This window comes from Hyphomicrobium denitrificans 1NES1, from assembly GCF_000230975.2.
GTDB classification, from domain to species: Bacteria; Pseudomonadota; Alphaproteobacteria; order Rhizobiales; family Hyphomicrobiaceae; genus Hyphomicrobium_B; species Hyphomicrobium_B denitrificans_A.
On record NC_021172.1, the window covers coordinates 1,710,260 to 1,731,691 of the forward strand.

Sequence of the window (21,432 nt, forward strand, 5' to 3'; positions counted from 1 at the left end):
ATGTCTTCGGCAACCACCAGTCTTTTTGCCTCCATTGCGCTGGCTACCGCAGGTGCGGCAGGCTTCGCCTATACGCTGACGCACCCCGGCGTCGTCGCCGGCTTTGCGAGCCGCTTGTTCGACGACACGGGCAGCCTTCGAAGCGCTTCGCAAGCCGACAATGCGGCTCTCGTTCCGGACAGGCCGGAAACCCCGACCAGCGGGGCCGGCACCGTTTCGTTACCTGCCGGAGCCTATGGGCATTTCGAGACGGAAGCCGAAATCAACGGGCGTACGATCGACGTCATGGTCGATACCGGGGCGTCCCTCGTGGCGCTCACCTATGACGATGCCCAGCGCCTCGGAATCTACGTCAAGCCGAGCGATTTCACGCATATCGCACAAACGGCCAACGGAACCGCCCGCGTGGCACCGGTGACGATTTCGCGTATCAGCATTGGCGACATCACCGTCCGCAACGTTCCGGCCGTCGTCTCCGAAAGGGGAAAATCCGAGCGCACGCTCCTTGGAATGTCATTTTTAGGGCGTCTTTCCCGCGTCGAAATGCGCGGCGGAACCCTGGTGCTGCAAGAGTAGTTCCTCTAAGTCTCTCACCCCGACGCTGATAGACATGTTCACCATTGCGCACGTTCCGCGTGATCGGTTTCGATCGTCGCGACGAAACGCTGTTAAAGGGAAAGATTGCATGCTGCCGAAGCCTCGTGCCGACCTGAAACCCAACACCGCCGATTTCGAAAGACTGCCGCTTGTCAAACCGACCGGCTTCCGGGAATACGACGCACGCTGGCTGTTCCCGGACGAGATCAACCTGATGGGCCTGAATGCCGTCGGCCTCGGCATGGCGACGCTTTTCACGCGACGCAGCGTTCCAAGACGGATCGTTGTCGGGCACGATTATCGCTGGTACTCGGGCGCGGTGAAGCAAGCCCTGATGACCGGGTTGCTGGCAGGCGGCTGCGAAGTCCACGACATCGGCCTCGCATTGTCGCCGATGGCCTACTTTGCGCAGTTCGAACTCGACGTCGAAGGCGTCGCGATGGTCACGGCCAGTCACAACGACAACGGCTGGACCGGCATCAAGATGGGTCTGTCGCGGCCGTTGACATTCGGCCCCGAGGATATGTCGGAGCTGAAATCGATCGTCCTCAACGGCGATTATGAAACGCGAACCGGCGGGCGTTACATCTTCGTACCCGACATGGCCGAGCGCTACGTGAAATCGTTGACCGACCGGCCGAAGCTAAAGCGCCACCTCAAGGTCGTGGCTGCTTGCGGCAACGGAACGGCCGGCGCCTTCGCACCGCAAGTCCTGGCTGCCGCCGGATGCGACGTGGTTCCGCTGAATACCGACCTCGACCATTCCTTCCCGAACCACAATCCAAATCCCGAAGACATGAAGATGCTGCACGCGGTAGCAGCCAAGGTTCGCGAAACAGGCGCCGATGTCGGACTTGCCTTCGACGGCGATGGCGACCGTTGCGGCGTCGTCGCCAATGACGGGCACGAGATCTTTGCCGACAAGGTCGGCGTCATGCTCGCGCGCGATATTTCTTCGCTTCACCGCAACGCGAAGTTCGTCGTCGACGTGAAATCGACGGGCCTCTTCACGACCGATCCCGTCCTTGTCGCAAACGGCGCGACGACGACGTACTGGAAGACCGGGCACAGCTACATCAAGCGCTTCAATTTCGAGAACAAATCGCTCGTCGGGTTTGAGAAATCCGGACACTTCTTCTTCAATACGCCACTCGGTCGGGGCTACGACGACGGCCTCGTCGCGGCCCTCGCAGTCTGCGATATGCTCGACCGAAATCCCGGGAAATCGATTGCCGAGCTTCGGGATGCCTTGCCGAAAACCTGGAGCTCGCCAACCATGTCGCCGCATTGCGACGACGAGAAGAAGTACGACGTCGTCGAGCGCATCACCGAGCATTACAAGCGTCAGAAGGAGACCGGCGGCCATATTGCGGGCCAGGCCATTCGCGATCTGATCACCGTCAACGGCGTGCGCGTGATGCTGGAAGACGGCACGTGGGGCCTCGTTCGCGCTTCATCGAACAAACCGGAACTCGTCGTCGTAGTCGAAAGCCCGACGTCCGAAGCCAATATGAAGGCGATCTTCAAGGACATCGATCAGCAGCTGGCGCGCTTCCCGGAAGTCGGCGAATACAATCAAAAGATCGCTGTTTAAGTTAGCGCTGGCGACTCGCGTTCCGCGAGCCGGCCGCCAGCGCATTAGATCAGCGTCATGAGAAAGCGGAGCGCGACGCACGCGAGGAAGGCAGCGAATGCCAACTCGAGTGCACGTTTCGGAATGCTGTGTGCCATCCTGACGCCGTACGGCGCCGCGAACACACCCAGCGGCGCAATCAGAAGCGCGCCGGCGTTGACGTAGCCGAGCGATAGTGGCGGCAGGCCCGGCTCGCCCCAGCCGGAGAGCACATAACCGACGAGGCCGGGGATCGCGATGATCGGTCCAAGCCCCGTTGCCGTCGCGACCGCCTGCAGTATTGGCCTGCCGTAAAGCGTCAGCAGCGGAACGGTGAAGCTTGCGCCGCCTATGCCCATCAATGTCGAGATCGTTCCGATGCCGAAGGCTGCGCCCTCGAGGAGGGGCGGGCGCGGCAGGTCGTCCGCGATCCGCCAGTCGTCGCGGCCGAGCGCCATCTTGATCGCGAGCGCGGTTCCAAAAACGACCCACACCCAGCGCAAGGCAACGCTGCTGGCGTGATCCGCAATCAGAATGCCGACGGTCACGCCGATGAATATCCAGGGCCCCATGCGCCGGACGATTTGCATATCGACCGTTCCTCGCGCCCGAAACGCTGCGAAGGATCTCAAGACCGTTGGCGCAATGACGCCAAGCGTCGTCCCGAGCGTAACGTGCATGCGCACATTTTCCGGAACGCCGACGACACCGAAGACTTCATAAAGAACCGGCACGAGAACGCCGCCGCCACCGATGCCAAGCAATCCGGAGAGAAAACCTCCAAGAAGACCCGCCGCCGCGAGCAACAATAACAGGCCCGCCAGATTGTCTCCCGATACGGCGGCCAGCATCGACAAATCCTACGCTGCCCGCGACCGGTCGCCCGGATAACCTGCCCCATGCTCCACAAGCGCAATCGCGGCGCGCAGCACATCGGCGGTCGCGGAGGCAAGCGTTGCTCCTTCGCTCAAATGGCGGCGGAACGCTTTGCCGCGCGGCTGCCCGTGGTAGAGGCCCAGCACGTGGCGCGTGACGTTCGAAAGGCGGCCGCCGCGGCTCAAGTGCTGTTCGACGTAAGGCACGATCGCATTGAGAGCAGCGGCCCGCGTCGGGCTTTCAGCTTCTACCCCAAAAATCACGCGATCGACGTCAGCGAGGATCGCGGGATTCTGGTAGGCGGCGCGGCCGAGCATGACACCATCGACATGATCGAGATGGGCGCGAGCATCATCGATCGTTTCGATGCCGCCGTTGAGGACGATCTCGAGTCCCGGATGCGCGGCCTTCAGGCGATACACGCGCGCGTAGTCGAGAGGTGGAACCTCGCGGTTCTCTTTCGGCGACAGCCCCTTGAGCCACGCCTTGCGCGCATGGACGATAAATCTCGTGCATCCAGCGCCAGCGACGACCTCGATGAACCGGCGAAGGTCTTCTTCCTCGTCCTGCTCGTCGATTCCGATGCGACATTTGACGGTGACGGGGACGGAATGGTGCGCACGCATCGCTGCGACACAAGCCGCGACGAGTTCAGGCTCGCTCATCAGGCACGCGCCGAAACGGCCTTCTTGTACGCGATCCGACGGACAGCCGACGTTCAGATTGATTTCGTTGTACCCAAGATCGACACCGATGCGTGCGGCTTCGGCGAGCTTCGCCGGCTCCGAGCCACCGAGCTGCAATGCGATAGGATGCTCGACATCGGAAAATCCGAGAAGACGTGCGCGGTTACCGTGGATAACGGCGTCAGCCGTTACCATTTCGGTGTAGAGCAGCGCATGTTTCGTGAGATGACGGTGAAAGACGCGGCAATGCCGGTCCGTCCAATCCATCATCGGCGCAATGCAGAACCTATGTGCCTGGGTCGTCGTCACTCAAGCCGTCCTTCAATGGCTTGTCCCTGGCTACCGGAGAGGAAGGGCACGGCGCAAGCACCATTATGTCTTCTGGGCTCTTCCGTTGCAGATCGCAGAGTCGCGCGACAGCCATCGGTGAACGGCGCGTAGGAGAATTCTCCATCACGGTCCTCGTCTCCCACGCTTACGCGCTTTCTGCAATCCCACGCAAAAGCAAAGGCATAAATCGGATAAGCTCGTTCGATGTGCGCCGTTATGCGCGCCGGCCGGCGCGGTGAACATCAACCGTTGCAAACCTCGAAGACGATCCCTAGCGCAGCCTCGCCGGCAAGCTGCGCCCTGCGGGCGGTTATGCCAAGGACACGACGCCGTTCAGTTAACCCCTGTGGGCCGACGCCTTGCGCCGGCGCGTCGATGCAAAGACTGCCGGGAACGATCCCCAACGGCGCTGGAGCAACGTGGGCACAACCCGTCGGCTCACGCCAGCTTGACGTCGGCGTGGAACTGATTGCTGACGAGCGTCGGCTTCACGTAACCGGCACGGATCGTGAAATCTCCGAAGTGCTCACCCTTCTGGCGATCCTTCGCGTAATGCAGCAGGATCGGCTCAAGGAGAGCCAGCGCCCGCTTCTCGTCCACGTCCTGCGCATAAAGCTTGTTCATGCGCGCGCCGTCAAAAGCTGCACCGAGATACAAATTGTAGAGTCCCGGCGATCTGCCTACGAATCCGATTTCGCCGAGATAGGGACGTCCGCAACCGTTCGGGCAGCCCGTCATGCGCACGACGATTTCCTCGTCCGTAAGGCCCGCCTTGTCGAGAATGCCCTCGATCTTCGTCAAGAGGTGCGGCATGTACCGCTCGCTTTCGGCAAGTGCCAGCGCGCACGTCGGCAACGCGACGCACGCAATGCTGTTCCGCCGCGCGCCTGAGAGCGATTTCGGCGCCACGCCGTGCTCGGCCAAAATCTTTTCGATTTTGCTCTTCGAGCGCGCACTGATGTTCGCGAGGATCAGGTTCTGGTTCGCCGTCATCACGAAATCGCAGATATCGAGATCCGCGATCGCGCGAATGGCGCTTTTCAGACGATGTCCGGGCACGTCCTTGATGCGGCCGCTTTCGATATAAAGCGTCAGGTGCCACTTCTTGTCGTCGCCCTGAAGCCAGCCGATGTGGTCGCCGTTGCGCGTGAACGTATAGGGACGTGGCGGCGCAAGATCGAAGCCGAGTCGTTTGTTGATCTCGGCCTTGAAATTCTCAAGCCCATGATCCTCGATCGTATATTTGAGGCGCGCGCGAGCCCGATTCGAGCGGTTGCCCCAGTCGCGCTGGATCGTGAGGATCGCTTCCGCAACTTCAATCGTCTTGTCGTTGCTGCAATAACCGAGCACGTCGCCGAGGCGCGGAAACGTCTCCGGAACGCCGTGCGTCATGCCCATGCCGCCGCCAGCGGTGACGTTCCAGCCAACGATCTCACCGTTCTCGACGATAGCGATGAACCCGCAATCGTGTGCGAAAACATCGACGTCGTTATCGGGCGGCACCGCGAAGACGAACTTGAATTTGCGCGGCAAATACGTCTGGCCGTAAATCGTCTCCTTCTCGGGATTTGTATATTCCTTGCCAGGAATGGGATCGCCATTGAGCCAGATTTCGCTGTAGGCGCCCGTCTTCGGAAGGAAGTAGAGGCTGGTGCGCTTGGCCAGCTCGTAGGCCTCGCGATGCGCCTTCGAGAGATAGGGATTTGCGACCGACATGACACCGCGTGTCACGTCCCCGCAGGCCGCGATGGTATCGAGGCCTGCAGCGTGAATCGCCTGCATCGTGCGCTTGAGATTCGACTTGATGATGCCGTGGAACTGGAACGTTGCCCGCGTTGTGACGCGTAGCGACTTGTTCCCGTAGTTGACCGCGATGTCGTCGAGCTGCCGCCATTGCGACGAGGTTACGAAGCCGCCGGGAATGCGCAGCCGCACCATGAAGATGAAGGCTTTGTCGAGCTTCTTCTTGGCCCGCTCGCCGCGAACATCACGGTCATCCTGCATGTAGGTGCCGTGAAACTTGAGAAGCTGGAAATCATCTTCTCCGACGGCGCCCGATTCAACGTGCACCAACCCTTCGCCGATCGTGCCGCGAAGAAAATGGCTGTTCTCTTTGATGTGTTCGGTTTTTGATGGCTTGCCGTCTGTCATTGTGATCCTCGCGGAGCAATATTCGCCGCGCACAGTCCTTCGGTATGCAGTCTGAATTCAGGTCTCAGTAAACGTCGCGCTGATAGCGCCCGGCTTTCGCCAGCTCTTTGAGCTTGGCACGGCCGGCTTCTTCATCACCTTTCGCGGCTTCGGCAAGGATCTTGACGAGCGTCTGATCGACGTCCTTCGCCATCCCTTTCTCATCACCGCAGACATAGAGATGCGCGCCGTCATCGAGCCAACCGGCGATGTCCACCCGGCGTTCCCACAGGCGATGCTGAACGTAGATCTTCTCCGGCTGGTCGCGCGAGAACGCAACGTCAATCCGCGAGAGGTCGCCGGACGCGAGATAGTCCTGCCATTCGAGCTGATAGAGAAAATCATTCGTGAAGTTGCGTTCTCCGAAGAACAGCCAGCTCTTGCCTTTCGCGCCGGTCGCAACGCGCTCCTCGACGAAAGCGCGATAGGGGGCCACACCGGTTCCCGCACCTATCATGATGATCGGCGTGTGCCCGTCGGCCGGCAGACGATAGTGCCGGTTCGGCTTGACGTAGATCTTCGCCTTCGATCCGACCTTGCGCCGCTCGCCGAGATAGGTCGACGAGACGCCCTTGCGGACCTTACCGTGAGATTCCCAGCGCACCGCACCCACGAGAAGATGTGCCTCGCCCGGATGCGCCTTAAGGCTTGAGGCGACCGAATAAAGCCTTCCCGGCAGCGGCCTGAGCAGACCGGTAAGCTGCTCCGCCGTCAGCTTTTCGGGATAGGTCTCGAAAAGATCGACGAGTTGCCGATCGGCTGCGAACTTCGAATAAGCCTCGCCTTCGAGCAGCGCCTTGACGTCGCCGCGCCCGGTAAGCTTGGCGTAGTTTTCAACTGCCGAGCGCGAAAGCGTCGTCACGTCGTAGGATTTCTGAAGCTTCAGCAATAGCGCCGCATCCGACGCAAGACCGACCGCTTTCAAGAGCTCGTCGACGAGAACGGGATCGTTTTCCGGAACGAGGCCGATGGCGTCGCCTGGCTGATAGGCGAACGTCGGATCGTCGAAGGCAAACTCCGCATGCCACGTTTCGCGCGTCGATCCCGTGCCGTTCAGATTGATGAGGGTTGCGATCTCCGCTTCGAGCGGACTTTCAGCCGTATAGCGCGGCTCGTCGTCATCGGTCCCCGGAAGAGCAGCACTGCCAAAATCGACATGAACGACGGTGCCACCGGCCGGAGCGTCCGCAGGCGCGAATTTCACGAGGGATTTTTCGGTCCAGTCCGCAGCCTGCTTCGCGTAATCGAGGTCGAGGTCGACGCGGTCGGCAACGCGAACGCCGCCCAATTCTTCAAGGCGCGCATCGATCGCTTTGCCGATAGCGCAGAACTGCGCGTAGGCCGTGTCGCCGAGCGCCAGCACCGCAAACCGGACACCATCGATGCGCGGCGCCGCATCGCTCATCAGCGCCTGATAGAAGTCGACGGCGCGGCTTGGAGGATCGCCTTCGCCCCAGGTCGCTGCGTAGACGACGATATTTTTCGACTTGGGAAGCAACGAGAGGTCGGCGTCCGCCATATCGAAGACCTTGGCGTCGAGGCCGTGCTTCTGCGCCGCCTTCTTCGCCTTGCCCGCAAGAGCTTCGGTATTGCCGCTTTCGCTCGCATAAAGAATGGTCAGGGGCGCACGCGGCTTGGCAGCGGGAATCGCAGCCTGAGCCGGCCCGCCGCCCTGCGCTGCTTCAAAACCCGCGAAAAATCCGGCGAGCCACGCGCGTTGCTGAGGGGTTGTCTTAGCAACCACTTTATTCAGCATGTCGATGTCTTCCGGCAGAAAAGGAGCATTGCGCGGAAGCAGTGGAATGGCGGTCACCGAAGATTCTCCTCGTCAGGCTCAGCCGATGCCAGGGCGGCGGCGCCGTAGCGCGCCTTCGGGCAATCGGAAAAGACCCACAGCCAGCAAGACTTTCCGGGGCTTACCGGCTGGATTTCAAAACGATCCGTTGGCAGTGGGGATCGCGATAATGACCCAGAGCTGATTAACGCTGGGTCTCCCGCGCACCCATTTAAGCGTATTCTACGTGTCTTTGGAAGATTTTTCTACACCTGTGCGGCATTCCACCCCAAAGATAAGAATAATATTCTAACATACCAACCGTATTTCTTATGATGTATGCGCATGATTTGGGTTCCATTTGAGTTCGACCTCCCCACTCAGCCGGAACCCGCTTTAACAGCCGGAGGAGCACCGGACGCGCAATCTTCTTCCCCTCTCGTTAGCGCTGCCGGTGGGCAAGGACCGCAGCAACAAACAACAGAATCCCGCTCTCATTGCATTGCGAAAATACTCACACGCAGACGTGATACGCATTGATTTGAAAAGTTCTATCCGAACGTGATCTTTGGAAAGCGGACCCGGAGCGGCCCTTGACTTTGGTCAGCCGATCCGCAGATTGGGCGCGCACAACAAAAGTGCCTGCACCAATCGGGTGGGCCCTCGGCGGGGCTTGCAGGAGTGGAAGCAGTTTACCGCTTTGGAGGAAACACTATGAAAGTTTGGACGAAACCCGCTGTGCGCGAGCAGGAAGTTGGCCTCGAAGTCACGAGCTACCTGCCGGCCGAGATCGACCTTATCTAACGGTCGATTTCTTCGGTCTCACAAGATTGGTGAGATAACGGCGCGGCGGTCGGTGTGGCTCATCGGCCGCCGTAGTCTTATCCTCTCAAGTATGGATGCGCCGCCGCTTCGGCGAGACGGCAGGCGCCGTGACATCGGTATCTATGATCATAAAAGTGCTCGGGTCCGCCGCTGGGGGTGGATTCCCGCAGTGGAACTGCAATGGCGCGCAATCGGCCAAGGTTCGAGCTGGCGCGACAGGATACAAAGCTAGACTGCAATCGTCCCTTGCCGTCTCTAGTGACGGTGAGAATTGGGCGTTGCTGAACGCCTCTCCCGATATTCGTCAACAGATCAACGAGACGCCCGAGCTGCATCCCGTAAAATCGGGCCTGAAGCGCAACTCCCCAATCAAGGCCGTCGTCGTAACCAACGCGGATGTCGATCATATCATCGGCTTGATCGGGCTTCGCGAGGGCCAGTCATTTTCGATCTACGGCTCCGACCTCGTGCTTGCGACGCTCAAGGCGAATTCGGTTTTCAATGTCTGCAATCCCGAGATCGTCCCACGCATCGAGCTACCGTTCGACAAACCGACCGAGCTTCAAGGCGCTGGCGTCGATCTTGGCCTGACGGTCGAAGCCTTCCCGGTCTCCGGCAAGGTTGCGCTGTTTCTCGAAAAGGGTGGCGCTGAATCCAATTTCGGAAGCCGCGACGGCGATACTATCGGCCTCAAGGTGACCGACACGAAAACCGGCAAGGCATTCTTCTACATTCCAGGCTGCGCCGAAGTCGATGCGCCCCTCGCCGACCGCATCCGTAATGCCGATCTCGTCTTCTTCGACGGCACGCTCTACGTCGACGACGAGATGATCGCTCAAGGTTTGTTGAACAAGACCGGCAAACGCATGGGCCATATTTCCGTCTCCGGGCAGGACGGGTCGGTCGCCGCTTTCAGCCATCTCAACGTCCGGCGCAGAATTTATGTTCATATCAACAATTCAAACCCGATCCTGGATGAAAACTCGGAAGCTCGAAAGGCTGTCGAGGCAGCCGGGTGGGAGGTCGGTTTCGACGGAATGGAGGTCCGCGTATGAACCCAGTCAGCCTTGAAAAGAAAACGGCAGAGCGTCGCGACGGCGAGCCGCCGATGCCGATCGCCGAATTCGAAGCAGCGGTCCGCGCCGTCGGACCGGAGCGATACCATGATCTGCATCCCTTCCATCACATGCTTCACGGCGGCAAACTGAACAAAGGCCAGGTGCAGGCCTGGGCGCTCAATCGCTTCTGCTATCAATCAGCCGTTCCGCGCAAGGACGCGGCGCTCGTCAGCCGGGCTTATGATAGAGAACTCCGCCGCGAGTGGACGCATCGCATTCTCGACCATGACGGTTTTCTTCCCGGCGAGGAGGGCGGCATCGAACGTTGGCTCGTCTTGACGGATGGCCTCGGTCTCGATCGCGATTACGTCATCTCGCGGCGCGGCGCGCTTCCGGCGACGATCTTCGCCGTCGAGGCCTATGTCACGTTCGTGCGCGAGCAGCCTCTGACGATCGCCGTCGCGTCGTCGCTCACCGAACTTTTTGCGCCAAAGATTCACAAAGAGCGCATCGCGGGCATGCTCGAGAACTATAGTTTCATCGACGACAAGGTGATGGCCTATTTCAAGCGCCGCTTGATGCAAGCCCCGCGCGACGCTGATTTTGCTCTGAACTACATCCTGAAGAACGCCCGCACGCGCGAAGAGCAGCAGGCCTGCATCGATGCGGTACGTTTCAAATGCAATGTTCTCTGGGCGCAGCTCGACGCGCTTTATCATGCTTACGTCGACGGACACATTCCGCCGGGAGCCTTCCGGCCGGAGAGTTAATCGAGGCTTGCCAATGAACGCAGAAGCACCGCGCACGAGAGTAATGGTTGTTCCGGATTCCAAGCCGGGACTGCCGCCGCACATCAAGCTTCGTCACGATGCTGGGCGCGGCCGATGGCACGTGCTTGCTCCCGAGCGCGTGTTCGAGCCGGACCCGATCGCTATCGAGATTTTGAAGCGCTGTGATGGCGCGACGACGGTTCAGGAAATCGCCATCGAACTCGCAAAAGACTACAACGCACCACTGCAAGAGATCCTCGCCGACACCATATCTATGCTGCAGGAGCTCTCAGATAAGGGCGTCGTCAAAGCCTAGAGAAGCTGGGATGAAACGGAGCTGATGTCATGAACGAAATCGCACCGTTGGAGCAATTCTCCGCGGCCCCCGTAGTCGAAGCTTGCGCACGCGCGCCGGTCGGCTTGCTCGCCGAGCTGACGCATCGTTGCCCGCTCCAGTGTCCCTACTGCTCGAACCCCTTGGAACTTGACCGCGTCAATACCGAGTTGACGACGGCCGAATGGCAGGACGTCATGCGTCAGGCCGCAGAGCTTGGCATTCTGCAGATTCATCTATCGGGTGGCGAACCGACCGTCCGCAAAGATCTCGAAGACATCGTAGAGGTCGCGGCTAAGGCCGGTCTTTATACCAACCTCATCACGGCAGGCGTAACGCTGACACGCGACCGCCTGAAGAAGCTGAAAGACCTCGGCCTCGACCATGTCCAGCTTTCGATCCAGGACGTCGACGCCGCGAACGCGGAAAAAATTTCCGCTTACAAGGGCGGCTTCGAAAAAAAGCGCGAAGTCGGCAAGTGGGTTCGCGAGCTTGGCATGCCGCTCACCATCAACGCGCCGATTCACCGTCACAACATCGAAAACCTGCCGAACATCATCAACTTCGCGGTCGAGATGGGCGCGGGCCGCCTCGAGGTGGCAAACATTCAATATTACGCCTGGGCCTTGAAGAACCGCGCGAGCCTGATGCCGACGCGCGCGCAGGTCCTGAAGAGCGCCGAAATCGTCGAGGAGGCCAAGGAGCGCCTGAAGGGCGTTATGGTTTTCGACTTCGTCGTGCCGGACTACTATGCAAAAACTCCGAAGCCCTGCATGGGCGGATGGGGCCGCGGCGTCATGAACGTCACACCGCACGGCAAAGTGCTTCCCTGCCACGCCTCCGAAACGATTCCCGGCCTCGTATTCGACAACGTCAAGGACAGGCGCCTCGCCGATATCTGGCTCAATGGGCAGGCATTCCAGAAATATCGTGGTACGAGCTGGATGAAGGAACCGTGCCGAAGCTGCCCGCGCGCCGAAATCGACTTTGGCGGCTGCCGCTGCCAGGCCATGGCCTTCACCGGAGACGCCGCCAATACCGACCCGGCATGCAAATTCTCCCCATATCATGCCGCTTTTGTGGCTGTCGCCGAGCAGGAGAGCGCGGAAGCAACGCCACCGACTTTCGTCTATCGGCGTATGGGCCCAGCAAAATCGACGCCGGAGAAATAGCGAGCAGTTTCGGTCGTTCACGACAATTAACCGCTCGCGGTGCGTCACTCTGTTCGCCTGGCGTTCAGAAAAAAAATGCCATTCTCCGCGCACTAAGTTATGAGTTGCGGCGTTTAAGTAACGTTGCTCAAGGCGAAACGGGAAGGAACCTCAAGATGCGCAAGTGGATTTTGGCGGCTGCCATGATCACCGTGGTGCCGGTCGCAGCTATGGCTGCAGATGCGGACGCAGGTAAGACGGTTTTTAACAAGTGCAAAGCCTGCCATCAGGTGGACAAGAACGCCGTCGGTCCGCACCTCGGCGGGGTCGTCGGACGCAAGGCTGCGTCGGTTGAAGGTTACAACTATTCGGACGCCCTGAAGAAGTCGGGCATCACCTGGGACGAAGCCGCTCTCGATAAGTGGCTGCAGGGTCCTGCCAAGGACGTTCCGGGCACGAAGATGATCTTCGCCGGCATCAAGGACGACGGTGATCGCGCCAACCTGATCGAGTATCTCAAGACGCTGAAGTAAGCGTCGGCGCTGATCTACACAAGCGCCGCGGAGAGGTTTCTCCGCGGCGCTTTATTATGTCTTGTCGCGCATGAGGAGCTTGTCGAGCCGTAGAGCATCCCACCTCAGCTGTCGGCCATGACAGGGGAGCGAGCCAAGTTACTCCGCAAGCGGCTGTACGTCGCTCGCGTCGAGCTTCGAGAGCATCTGGTCGATCGACACACCGCCAATCGTCAAATTCGGCGCAACGTCCTTGAGCGGCACGAGGACGAACGCTCGCTCAGCGATGCGCGGGTGAGGCACGACGAGATCTGGCTCATCGATTTTCCGATCGCGAAACGTCAGGATATCGATGTCGATGTTGCGCGGGCCCCACCGCCGCGTGCGAACGCGCGCCATACCGTTTTCAACAGCCTGGCAGCGGGCCAGCAGCTCTCGTACCGGCACATCGGTTTTGACAGCAATGCAGACGTTGACGAACCAATCCTGGTCCGTCACGCCCCATGGCGCCGTTCGATAGAATCGCGAGTGCGCGACAAGCCTGACCGCGCCGTCGGCCGTCAGCCGTTCGATCGCTTCCTCGATATTGCGGACCCTATCGCCGATGTTCGAGCCGAGTCCCAGCGTTGCATCGAATGCGGAACTGCACTGACGTTCGGCCGTCGGAATGGAGCCGGCTCGCGACATGACGCCGACGACTCAATCGTACTTTATATATGCGAACCGCTGATCGCCGTGCGGCGTGCCTTCTAGCCCCTTGCCCTCCTTGCCCGGTTGCCAATGCACCACGTCCTCGATCTTCTTCGCTAGTTCGAGGTCTTTCGCCGTGATCCCTTTCGCCGTATGCGTCATCAGACGCACCTCGACCCAGGCATAGGAGGCCGTGATGTCGGGATGATGCCACGCGGCTTCGGCAAGATGTCCGACGGTGTTGATAACCATCAGCGTTCCCTTCCAGCTTGCCGTCTTGTAGGTGCGCCTAATCCAGCCGTCCTCAAGCTTCCATGCCGGTAGATTGGCCTGCAGCCAAGCCTTAACATCGGCTTCGGACATGGGCTTTTCACGTTCTGCACTCATCTTGCCCTTATCCTTCATTTGTTAGACAACTCGGCTCGGAGCCTAGCGCTCCTTCCCCCGCCAACGCAAACGCGACGCGGCAGCTTGGACACCCCCAGGAAAGGAATTCCGCTTCGTGAGTCTTTCACCCGCGCCTTCGGCAACGATCCGCGTCAGGGCGCCGGCTCGGCTGCACCTCGGCTTTCTCGACCTGAACGGTGCCATCGGCCGACGTTTCGGCAGCATTGGGCTCGCGGTGGATCAACCCGAGACCGAGCTGACGTTAACGCACGCAACACGTCACGAAGCGGGCGGATTCGAAAGTGCGCGAGCACTTGCACTGGTGAAAAAATTCGCGGGAACAACGCCGGGCGGCGGCTATGCCGTCGATGTCCGGCAAGCCATTCCTGCGCACGCCGGGCTGGGTTCGGGAACACAACTCGCACTTGCAATCGGCGCCGCAATCGCCCGAATGGAAGGCCGCACGCTTTCGCCGAGCGATCTCGCCGCCCTCGGCGAACGCGGCGCGAGATCCGGTATCGGCCTCTCGGCGTTCGCCTCAGGCGGCTTCATTGTCGACGGCGGCAAAGGCGCCGACGACCGGCCTCCGCCCCTGACAGTCCGCTGCGATTTTCCGGATGACTGGCGGATCATGCTGATCCTCGAGGAGAGCGGCGCCGGCGTCTCGGGCGAAGCTGAGGCGACGGCCTTTGCGAACCTGCCGGAGTTTCCGCGAAGCTCAGCGGCGCACATCTGCCACCTCGTATTGATGAAGCTTATTCCCGGATTGAAAGAAACCGACCTCGACGCGTTTGGCTCGGCACTTACTGAAATTCAGCAGATCGTAGGCGGCTATTTTGCCAGCAAACAAGGGGGCAGCGTCTGGACGAGTCCCGCCGTCGGACGCCTCGCGCATCGCATGCGCGACCTGGGAGCGCAGGGCATCGGACAGAGTTCCTGGGGGCCGACGGGTTTCGCTTTCGTGGACACCCCGGATGCAGCACAACGCCTCTATGATTCTTTAGTCGAAGAGGCTAAAGGCGACGGTCTCAGCATTCTCGTTGCGCGAGGCCGCAATACCGGCGCCAGCGTCGAAGCCATTTAAAGCCAAAAAACGGAGCTTGATAAGTCCATGAGCGAGGCAACCCCAATTCTGCACATGCTCGCGCCGCAGAAGCACATGAGCCCCTTCGACGTGAACATGGCCGCCGATGCCGGCTACAAGGTTATCGTGCCCTACATCAACGTCGAGCTGAACGAGGTCGCCGGACTTATCCAGGACGCTATCTTCTCGCGTCCCCCGAACTACGGCGTACGTACGGGTTTCTTCATGGGCGGCAAGGACGCGATCCTCGCGCTCGACATGCTGGACGCCGCGAAGAAGGCGATGGTCCCGCCATTCGAGTGCTCGGTCTTCGCAGACCCGGCGGGCTCCTTTACCACGGCTGCCGCGATGGTCGCCTGCGTCGAAAAGATTCTCAAAGAAAAGTTCGGACGCTCCTGGAAAGGCGTGAAGGTTGCGGTCTTCGGCGCAACCGGCGTCGTCGGATTTGCATCTTCGATCATCGCAGCCCTTGAGGGCGCCGACGTCCAGCTCGTCGCCCACCGCGGCGTCGAACGCGTCATCAAGAATGCCAAGATTTCGAAGGAGCGCTTCGGCGTTGATCTCGAAGCCGTCGCCGGCGAGACGCCGGAGCAGAAGCAAGACATCATCGCCAACGCGGAAGTGATCTTCGCAGCGGCCGCAGCCGGCGTGCAGGTCGTCTCGGCCGAGCACAAGAAGCTCGCCAAGAACCTGAAGGTCATCGCCGACGTCAACGCCGTGCCGCCTCCGGGAGTCGAAGGCATGGAGCTGTTCATGAACGGCGAACCGATTCCAGGCTGCGATGCGCTCGGCGTCGGCCCGCTTGCAATCGGTGACATCAAGTACAAGTGCGAGTCCGGTCTCTTCAAGCAGATGATCGATTCCGACAAGCCGCTGTCGCTCGACTTCCGCCACGCTTATGCGCTGGCGAAGCAGCTCGTCGGCATCTAAGAATGTGGCTGGCGAAGCGGTCCTGATCGCTGCGTTCTCCGGGCGGGCTCTCGCGCAGTCCGCCCGTCGCGCGGGCTATGAGCCGCTCGTCGCCGACGCCTTCGGCGATCTCGATACGCAAGAAGCCGCTGCTGCCATCCGCATCATTGACGGCGCCATGGCGACGGGGTTTCGGACAAAGCCGCTCATCGCTGCGCTCGATGCTCTGGCATCTTCTTCCAGCACACCGCCCATCGGGCTCGTTCTCGGATCGGGCTTCGAGGACAAGCCGCGCCTTATCGCGGCACTCGGCCGTCGCTATCGGCTGCTTGGCAACGATGCCGCGACATTCAAAGCTTGCAAGGACCCATCAGGCTTCTTCGCTAAACTCGACGAACTCGGCATTGCGCATCCCATGACGCAATCTTTCCCTCCCGCAAATCCCGATGGCTGGCTGACAAAGCGCACCGGCGGCAGCGGCGGCCGCCACATCCGCATCTGCGACGCAGCAGTAACCGAACGACGCCGCCGCTATTTTCAGAAGCAGCTTTCGGGCGACCGGCTGTCTGTCGGCGGCGTCTTCGGCTCGGAACGAGCGCATCTCGCGTTGACGCGCCAGTGGATTACGCCCTCGCCCGAGCAGCCCTTCCGTTTCGGCGGCGCGGTATCGATGCCTGACGTTGCTCCCGAGCTTCGCCGCAAACTGGAGAGCGCGGCGCTCAGCGTTGCATCGGCTTTCGGTATCGTCGGCATGGCGTCCTTCGATTTCGTCGTGTCCGACAGAACTCCGCACCTGCTCGAAGTCAATCCCCGCCCCGGCGCATCGCTCGACGTCCTCGACGATGATGTAGGATTACTGTTCCGTGCCCATCTCGCGGCATGCCTCGGCAAAGCTCAATCGACCGATCGGCCCGAGCCGTCCCAAACGGCCTGCGCCATGGCCATCCTGCACGCCGACCGCGGGTCATTGATACTTGGGACGACACCCTGGCCCTCATGGAGCGCCGATCGCGGCCCGGCCGGCACGCTTATCCCAAAAGGCGCCCCGCTCGCCAGCGTCTTCGCGGAGGCCGCGACGGCGGATGCGGCAGAAGCCCTCGCCCGGGCGCGCTTGGCTGAACTCGAAGACCTGATATACGAACACACGCAATCCTGACGCCCACCGGAGTTTTTTCCCCGATGCACAGTGCCAAACAACCGAGCGTTTCCGCACGCGCCGCCAAGCTCGTCGACGCGATGGTCGCAGACGCCGATGCGCTCCGCATCGCAGTTTCCACTGGCAGCCACGGCGAACGCATCATCGATTTGGGCGCTAACGTCGTCGGCGGGCTGGAAGCCGGACGGCGTCTCGGCGAAATCTGCATGGGCGGCCTCGGCACAGTCGCCTTTACGCAATCCTCGGGCCTGGCGAATTGGCCGCTCGGCGTCGTCGTCAGCTCCAATCACCCGGTGATCGCGTGCCTCGCGAGCCAGTACGCCGGTTGGACCATCTCGGACGAGGCGTCGGGCTTCTTCGCACTCGGCTCCGGCCCGGCGCGCGCCCTGTCGCGGGTCGAAGATCTGTTCAAGGAACTCGGCTATGTCGACCACTCGCCCGAGACCGCTCTCGTCATCGAAGGCGATAAAGCGCCGCCGCCCGCCGTCATCGAAAAGATCTCGACCGGCTGCGGCATCAATGCGAGCAAATTGACTGTGCTCTATGCGACGACATGGAGTCTCGCGGGGACCGTGCAGATCGCGGCGCGCGTCCTCGAAGTTGCGATCCACAAAGCGCACGCCTTGCACTTCCCCCTTGAGAATATCTTGGATGGCACAGGCACAACCCCCATCGCACCGCCCTATCCCGATTTCGTCAAGGCGATGGGCCGCACGAACGACGCCATCATCTACGGCGGTCGCATTCACCTCTTCGTCAAGGGACCAGATAGCGACGCCAAGCGATTGGCGGAAGGACTGCCTTCAAACACCGTTTCGGCTTACGGCAAGCCGTTCGCCGAGATTTTCGCCGACGTCAACGGCGACTTCTATAAAATCGACCCAATGCTGTTCTCGCCGGCTCAAGTCATCGTGTCGAACGTCGAGACCGGCACCTCCTTCCATGCGGGCAAGCTGGCGCCGGAGATCGTCGATGCGAGCTTCCGTTGAGGCGCCTGCCAAGCCCATTTCAACTCAGGGTGCAGGTCTTCATCTTGCGCTTCTGATCGAGGAAGGGCGCGGCGAGTGGCACGCGCGGCGCATCGTCAGATCGCTCGAAGCGATGGGTGCGCGCGTCACGGTTTCATCTCTTCCTCATTGTGCGTTCGATACGTCGCTCGCTTCGGGCATCGACATTCCGGGCTTCGACGGCGCCTTGCCTGACGGTGTCTTCGTCCGCTCGATTTCCGCCGGCACGCTTGAGCAGATCACGTTCCGCTTAGGGCTTCTACACGCGTTACGCGAAAGCGGCGTCCGCGTCTGGAACGACGCCCGTGCCATCGAACGTTGCGTCGACAAATCGCAAACGACTTTTCTGCTGCACAAGAACGGCGTCGCGACGCCGCGGACGCGCGTCTGCGAAACGCTTCCCCACGCACTCGAATACACCGAGGGTCTCAGTCGTCCGCTGGTCATGAAGCCGCTGTTCGGCAGCCAGGGGAAAGGCATCGGCATGATCTCGTCGCAGAGCGAGCTGCCGGAGCCCGAGGTCGTCGATCAGATGTATTACATGCAGGATTACATCGCGCCGAAGGACGGCATCTTCGAGGACTGGCGCGTGCTCGCAACACGCCATCGCGTCGTTGCGGCCATGACTCGTCGCGGCACGAGCTGGGTGACCAACATTCATCAGGGCGGCAAGGCCCGCGCGCATCTTCCCGACGATGAGATGGTCGCCGCCTCGATGGCTGCGATGCGCGCCGTCGATGCCGATTACGCCGGTATCGATCTGATCCGTACGCCTGCCGGCGAATTGCAGGTGCTGGAAGTGAACTCGAACCCCGCCTGGCGCGGACTGCAAAGCGTCGCCGACGTCAATATCGCCTGGACGATCGCCGAAGATTTTCTGAGGACCGTCATCGCCCACCGCGCGGTGTTAGGACTCGGTGCGCCAGTCGCCCTCGCTGCCGTGTCATGACGGCACCGCTCGCGCCGGACAAAATATCCGCCGCATTTCTTGCAGCATGCCGTGCCGAGCTCGACGCGCTGAAACCCGGCAATGTGCATCGCCATTCGGCGGGGCACGGGATGCAAGTCGCACATTTCGAGCGCGCTGCAGAAGCCGCCGCCGGGCCCATTGCCGATCCATCTCTCAGCGTCGGAAAGCGCATCCTGCGTGCAACAGAAGCGAGCGTCGCTGTAACCGGTCTCAATACGAACCTCGGTATCGTGCTTCTCTGTGCTCCGATCGCCAAAGCCGCGGGCGAAAAAACATCCTTCGACATCGGACTGCGCCGCCGCCTCGACATGATCCTCGCCGCTCTCGATGAAGAGGATGCTGCCGACACTTTTGCGGCGATCCGCATTGCCAATCCTGCCGGCCTCGGCAAAGTCGAAAAAGGAGACATTCTAGACAAGCCGGAGCGCATGACATTAATCGCGGCCATGCACCTCGCCGCGGAGCGTGACCGCATAGCCAATGCCTACGTAACCGCCTATTCCGATATCTTCGATTTTGCGCTGCCCGTGTTCCAGGATGCGCGCATGGTTACGAACGATTCCAATCTCGCCGTCACGACGCTGCATATGTCGCTGCTGGCGGAATTTCTCGACACTCATATCGTCCGCAAGTACGGCGAGGCCACCGCTATAGAGGTGCGGCAAGAAGCGCGCGCTTTGAAAGCGCAATGGTCTCCTGTTGCATCTGCGAAATCGATCCCATCTTTGATCGAATTCGACGCAAAAATGAAATCTAAAGGCCTCAATCCTGGCACGACCGCCGATTTCGTCGTCGCCACCCTCTTCGTCGCAGGGCTAATCGGCCGGAAACATACGTGAACGTCCCAAACCTCCTACTAAAGGACTTGTCTCAGCCGATAACCTGAGGCTAATACAGGCCGTGTCCGTAGAGGATCGCGGACCTATCCATTACGGCTGGCGCTGGTACTCATGACACCTGGGCACCGACGTTCTTGGATATTCATCGCCCGAGCAGTTCAGCGAAGTCCCGGCTTCTGACGGGGGAGAGTTGGTGCTCGTATCGTTTCATTCGTGGGAGGAACCCCCCTTATGGCCAAAATCAACAAAGTCATGGTCGGCGAGTCGCTCGTCGGCGACGGCAACGAAGTCGCTCACATCGACCTCATCATCGGGCCTCGCGGCTCGGCAGCCGAAACGGCTTTCTGCAACGCGCTGACCAACAACAAGGACGGCTTCACGACACTTCTCGCCGTTATCGCGCCGAACCTCCCCTGCAAGCCGAACACGATCCTTTACAACAAGGTCACCATCAAGGACGCCCGCCAGGCCGTTCAGATGTTCGGACCGGCTCAGTACGGCGTCGCAAAGGCCGTTCAGGACTCGGTTGCTGAAGGCGTGATCCCGGCTGCCGAAGCTGACGACATCTATGTCTGCGTTGGCGTGTTCATCCACTGGGAAGCCGCCGACGACGCGAAGATCCAGGACTACAACTACCGCGCCGTGAAGGAATCGATTGCACGCGCAGTGGCCGGCAAGCCGACCGCCGCCGAAGCGACTGCACAGCGCAACTCGGTCCAGCATCCGTTCGGTGCGAAGACTTGAAGCGGAAACCGTCCTCAGCAGGTCGATAACAATAATAACTCTGCCCCTCCCATGAAGGGGGGTCTGCTGCAGCGATTGGGTAGACTGCTCTCAGGCCGTTACAGCGGTTAAGATAAGAGCCGGAGCCGCACCTACCGCGGTTCCAGGTTCGCTGGAGCGGCTGCCGCCAACATCCGTTGGACAATTACCGGCCGGCGATCTGTTTCAGATCGCCGGCCGAAATTTTTTGCGCATGGAGTATGGAGGCGACCAACGCCCCGGCTGCACCCGCTTTCTTGACACGATCGAGGTCGGCCCGGTCCCGAATGCCGCCCGCGGCATAGACCCGCCGCGATCCCGCCCGCGCCGCAATCGTTTCAAGAAGGGCGATGTTGGGTCCGCTCTCACTGGCAATGCGGTCAAGCGTCATCACGATCACACGCCCCGGCCAGAGCGCAGCGTCCGCCAGTAGCGCATCCGGCCCCATGAATTCGCCGCCGCGAAAATCGAGTGACAATACCGTGCGCGCGGGCGCCTCCACTGAAATTTCGTGCCAAACGCGCACGCTCTCGAGGCTTTCCGAGCCCACGACGAGCGTCGCGACGGGGGCCGCCAGAACGGCGCGTGCAGCACTGCGCGAACCGGAGCCCGCGTCGATCCAGAGTTCGCTGTGCGGAAGCGCCTGACTGAGGATCGACACGAGGTGCGTATTGCGACCGCGTCCTTCGATACCGTCGAGATCCGCGATATAGACCTTGCGGAAGGGATAAAGCGCCCTCAGACCTCGCGCCACGTCAACGGGCTCAGAAGATGCAGCCAAGGGAGTGTCTATGGGCTGGTAAGCTGCGCGCTTTCCCTGGATTGCGCGCACGACCTTGCCGCGCGCCACGTCGATCACTGGAATGATGTCCACAGCTTGCCTCCTCGCCGATTGAGTGTATCACGGGGCCGA

At 60.8% G+C, this 21,432-nt stretch carries 22 protein-coding genes and 1 pseudogene; 16 read left to right on the forward strand and 7 right to left on the reverse strand.

Annotated features, from left to right (window positions below; all coding sequences use genetic code 11):
• Positions 1-576: a retropepsin-like aspartic protease family protein gene (locus tag HYPDE_RS08125; RefSeq protein WP_015597940.1), complete on the forward strand. Its 576-nt coding sequence runs from the start codon at positions 1-3 to the stop codon at positions 574-576.
• Positions 577-685: 109 nt separating this feature from the next.
• Positions 686-2,191 (forward strand): phosphomannomutase/phosphoglucomutase, encoded by a 1,506-nt coding sequence (locus HYPDE_RS08130; RefSeq protein WP_015597941.1) that lies wholly within the window; start codon positions 686-688, stop codon positions 2,189-2,191.
• Positions 2,192-2,235: 44 nt separating this feature from the next.
• On the opposite strand, the gene HYPDE_RS08135 is transcribed toward HYPDE_RS08130, so the two are convergent.
• Both HYPDE_RS08135 and dusA read right to left on the reverse strand, forming a co-directional pair.
• A complete protein-coding gene (locus HYPDE_RS08135; protein ID WP_051111985.1) occupies positions 2,236-3,060 on the reverse strand; it encodes a sulfite exporter TauE/SafE family protein in 825 nt (274 codons plus the stop codon).
• A gap of 9 nt (positions 3,061-3,069) precedes the next feature.
• A complete protein-coding gene (gene dusA / locus HYPDE_RS08140; RefSeq protein ID WP_280109730.1) occupies positions 3,070-4,080 on the reverse strand; it encodes a tRNA dihydrouridine(20/20a) synthase DusA in 1,011 nt (336 codons plus the stop codon).
• Between the two features lie 269 nt (positions 4,081-4,349).
• Here dusA and HYPDE_RS19585 point away from each other — a divergent pair.
• Positions 4,350-4,439 (forward strand): annotated as a pseudogene (locus HYPDE_RS19585) (ParB-like protein); the annotation flags it as partial.
• 100 nt (positions 4,440-4,539) lie between these two features.
• Here HYPDE_RS19585 and HYPDE_RS08145 read toward each other — a convergent pair.
• Positions 4,540-6,252 (reverse strand): NADPH-dependent assimilatory sulfite reductase hemoprotein subunit, encoded by a 1,713-nt coding sequence (locus tag HYPDE_RS08145; RefSeq protein ID WP_015597945.1) that lies wholly within the window; start codon positions 6,250-6,252, stop codon positions 4,540-4,542.
• 64 nt (positions 6,253-6,316) lie between these two features.
• A complete protein-coding gene (locus HYPDE_RS08150; RefSeq protein WP_015597946.1) occupies positions 6,317-8,104 on the reverse strand; it encodes a diflavin oxidoreductase in 1,788 nt (595 codons plus the stop codon).
• Positions 8,105-8,779: 675 nt separating this feature from the next.
• Here HYPDE_RS08150 and pqqA point away from each other — a divergent pair.
• The 6 genes from pqqA (at position 8,780) to HYPDE_RS08180 (ending at position 12,736) form a co-directional block, all read left to right on the forward strand.
• Complete coding sequence (pqqA, locus tag HYPDE_RS08155; RefSeq protein WP_015597947.1) at positions 8,780-8,869, forward strand: pyrroloquinoline quinone precursor peptide PqqA; 90 nt, start codon at positions 8,780-8,782, stop codon at positions 8,867-8,869.
• A 143-nt stretch (positions 8,870-9,012) separates the two neighbouring features.
• Positions 9,013-9,945 (forward strand): pyrroloquinoline quinone biosynthesis protein PqqB, encoded by a 933-nt coding sequence (gene pqqB, locus HYPDE_RS08160; protein ID WP_041321017.1) that lies wholly within the window; start codon positions 9,013-9,015, stop codon positions 9,943-9,945.
• Entirely contained in the window at positions 9,942-10,718 is a 777-nt protein-coding gene (gene pqqC / locus HYPDE_RS08165; RefSeq protein WP_015597949.1) for a pyrroloquinoline-quinone synthase PqqC, read from the forward strand. Before pqqB ends, pqqC begins: the two co-directional genes overlap by 4 nt.
• Before the next feature lie 13 nt (positions 10,719-10,731).
• On the forward strand, positions 10,732-11,034 hold the full coding sequence (pqqD, locus tag HYPDE_RS08170) for a pyrroloquinoline quinone biosynthesis peptide chaperone PqqD (RefSeq protein WP_015597950.1): 303 nt from the start codon (positions 10,732-10,734) through the stop codon (positions 11,032-11,034).
• A 29-nt stretch (positions 11,035-11,063) separates the two neighbouring features.
• A complete protein-coding gene (gene pqqE / locus HYPDE_RS08175) occupies positions 11,064-12,224 on the forward strand; it encodes a pyrroloquinoline quinone biosynthesis protein PqqE (protein WP_015597951.1) in 1,161 nt (386 codons plus the stop codon).
• 155 nt (positions 12,225-12,379) lie between these two features.
• A complete protein-coding gene (locus HYPDE_RS08180; RefSeq protein ID WP_015597952.1) occupies positions 12,380-12,736 on the forward strand; it encodes a c-type cytochrome in 357 nt (118 codons plus the stop codon).
• A 138-nt stretch (positions 12,737-12,874) separates the two neighbouring features.
• Here the strand turns inward: HYPDE_RS08180 and folK are convergent, their stop codons facing one another.
• Positions 12,875-13,402: a 2-amino-4-hydroxy-6-hydroxymethyldihydropteridine diphosphokinase gene (gene folK, locus HYPDE_RS08185; RefSeq protein WP_015597953.1), complete on the reverse strand. Its 528-nt coding sequence runs from the start codon at positions 13,400-13,402 to the stop codon at positions 12,875-12,877.
• Positions 13,403-13,414: 12 nt separating this feature from the next.
• Complete coding sequence (locus HYPDE_RS08190; RefSeq protein WP_015597954.1) at positions 13,415-13,792, reverse strand: 4a-hydroxytetrahydrobiopterin dehydratase; 378 nt, start codon at positions 13,790-13,792, stop codon at positions 13,415-13,417.
• Between the two features lie 115 nt (positions 13,793-13,907).
• Here HYPDE_RS08190 and HYPDE_RS08195 point away from each other — a divergent pair, with 115 nt between their 5' ends.
• The 7 genes from HYPDE_RS08195 (at position 13,908) to fae (ending at position 20,501) form a co-directional block, all read left to right on the forward strand.
• Positions 13,908-14,876, forward strand: coding sequence for a beta-ribofuranosylaminobenzene 5'-phosphate synthase family protein (locus tag HYPDE_RS08195; RefSeq protein ID WP_015597955.1), 969 nt, complete (start codon positions 13,908-13,910; stop codon positions 14,874-14,876).
• A gap of 27 nt (positions 14,877-14,903) precedes the next feature.
• A complete protein-coding gene (locus HYPDE_RS08200; RefSeq protein WP_015597956.1) occupies positions 14,904-15,806 on the forward strand; it encodes an NAD(P)-dependent methylenetetrahydromethanopterin dehydrogenase in 903 nt (300 codons plus the stop codon).
• Between the two features lie 4 nt (positions 15,807-15,810).
• The gene (locus HYPDE_RS08205; RefSeq protein ID WP_015597957.1) at positions 15,811-16,941 is read left to right on the forward strand and encodes an ATP-grasp domain-containing protein; all 1,131 of its coding nucleotides are present in this window, start codon (positions 15,811-15,813) and stop codon (positions 16,939-16,941) included.
• A gap of 23 nt (positions 16,942-16,964) precedes the next feature.
• A complete protein-coding gene (gene mch / locus HYPDE_RS08210; RefSeq protein ID WP_015597958.1) occupies positions 16,965-17,930 on the forward strand; it encodes a methenyltetrahydromethanopterin cyclohydrolase in 966 nt (321 codons plus the stop codon).
• The gene (locus HYPDE_RS08215) at positions 17,914-18,897 is read left to right on the forward strand and encodes an ATP-grasp domain-containing protein (RefSeq protein WP_015597959.1); all 984 of its coding nucleotides are present in this window, start codon (positions 17,914-17,916) and stop codon (positions 18,895-18,897) included. The genes mch and HYPDE_RS08215 overlap by 17 nt, the downstream gene beginning before the upstream one ends.
• Positions 18,894-19,757: a triphosphoribosyl-dephospho-CoA synthase gene (locus HYPDE_RS08220; protein WP_015597960.1), complete on the forward strand. Its 864-nt coding sequence runs from the start codon at positions 18,894-18,896 to the stop codon at positions 19,755-19,757. Before HYPDE_RS08215 ends, HYPDE_RS08220 begins: the two co-directional genes overlap by 4 nt.
• Positions 19,758-19,988: 231 nt before the next feature.
• Entirely contained in the window at positions 19,989-20,501 is a 513-nt protein-coding gene (gene fae / locus HYPDE_RS08225) for a formaldehyde-activating enzyme (protein ID WP_015597961.1), read from the forward strand.
• Positions 20,502-20,685: 184 nt separating this feature from the next.
• On the opposite strand, the gene HYPDE_RS08230 is transcribed toward fae, so the two are convergent.
• Positions 20,686-21,393, reverse strand: coding sequence for a HisA/HisF-related TIM barrel protein (locus HYPDE_RS08230; RefSeq protein ID WP_015597962.1), 708 nt, complete (start codon positions 21,391-21,393; stop codon positions 20,686-20,688).
• Positions 21,394-21,432: the final 39 nt, after the last annotated feature.

What these genes read in the sequence shown, in the direction of transcription:
- pqqA (WP_015597947.1), top strand. Translation starts at nt 8,780, where the DNA reads ATGAAAGTTTGGACGAAACCCGCTGTGCGCGAGCAGGAAGTTGGCCTC.
- pqqB (WP_041321017.1), top strand. Translation starts at nt 9,013, where the DNA reads ATGATCATAAAAGTGCTCGGGTCCGCCGCTGGGGGTGGATTCCCGCAG.
- HYPDE_RS08190 (WP_015597954.1), bottom strand. Translation starts at nt 13,792, where the DNA reads ATGAGTGCAGAACGTGAAAAGCCCATGTCCGAAGCCGATGTTAAGGCT.
- mch (WP_015597958.1), top strand. Translation starts at nt 16,965, where the DNA reads ATGCACAGTGCCAAACAACCGAGCGTTTCCGCACGCGCCGCCAAGCTC.
- HYPDE_RS08215 (WP_015597959.1), top strand. Translation starts at nt 17,914, where the DNA reads ATGCGAGCTTCCGTTGAGGCGCCTGCCAAGCCCATTTCAACTCAGGGT.
- pqqC (WP_015597949.1), top strand. Translation starts at nt 9,942, where the DNA reads ATGAACCCAGTCAGCCTTGAAAAGAAAACGGCAGAGCGTCGCGACGGC.
- HYPDE_RS08200 (WP_015597956.1), top strand. Translation starts at nt 14,904, where the DNA reads ATGAGCGAGGCAACCCCAATTCTGCACATGCTCGCGCCGCAGAAGCAC.
- HYPDE_RS08145 (WP_015597945.1), bottom strand. Translation starts at nt 6,252, where the DNA reads ATGACAGACGGCAAGCCATCAAAAACCGAACACATCAAAGAGAACAGC.
- HYPDE_RS08220 (WP_015597960.1), top strand. Translation starts at nt 18,894, where the DNA reads ATGACGGCACCGCTCGCGCCGGACAAAATATCCGCCGCATTTCTTGCA.
- pqqD (WP_015597950.1), top strand. Translation starts at nt 10,732, where the DNA reads ATGAACGCAGAAGCACCGCGCACGAGAGTAATGGTTGTTCCGGATTCC.
- HYPDE_RS08180 (WP_015597952.1), top strand. Translation starts at nt 12,380, where the DNA reads ATGCGCAAGTGGATTTTGGCGGCTGCCATGATCACCGTGGTGCCGGTC.
- HYPDE_RS08135 (WP_051111985.1), bottom strand. Translation starts at nt 3,060, where the DNA reads ATGCTGGCCGCCGTATCGGGAGACAATCTGGCGGGCCTGTTATTGTTG.
- fae (WP_015597961.1), top strand. Translation starts at nt 19,989, where the DNA reads ATGGCCAAAATCAACAAAGTCATGGTCGGCGAGTCGCTCGTCGGCGAC.
- pqqE (WP_015597951.1), top strand. Translation starts at nt 11,064, where the DNA reads ATGAACGAAATCGCACCGTTGGAGCAATTCTCCGCGGCCCCCGTAGTC.
- folK (WP_015597953.1), bottom strand. Translation starts at nt 13,402, where the DNA reads ATGTCGCGAGCCGGCTCCATTCCGACGGCCGAACGTCAGTGCAGTTCC.
- HYPDE_RS08125 (WP_015597940.1), top strand. Translation starts at nt 1, where the DNA reads ATGTCTTCGGCAACCACCAGTCTTTTTGCCTCCATTGCGCTGGCTACC.
- HYPDE_RS08130 (WP_015597941.1), top strand. Translation starts at nt 686, where the DNA reads ATGCTGCCGAAGCCTCGTGCCGACCTGAAACCCAACACCGCCGATTTC.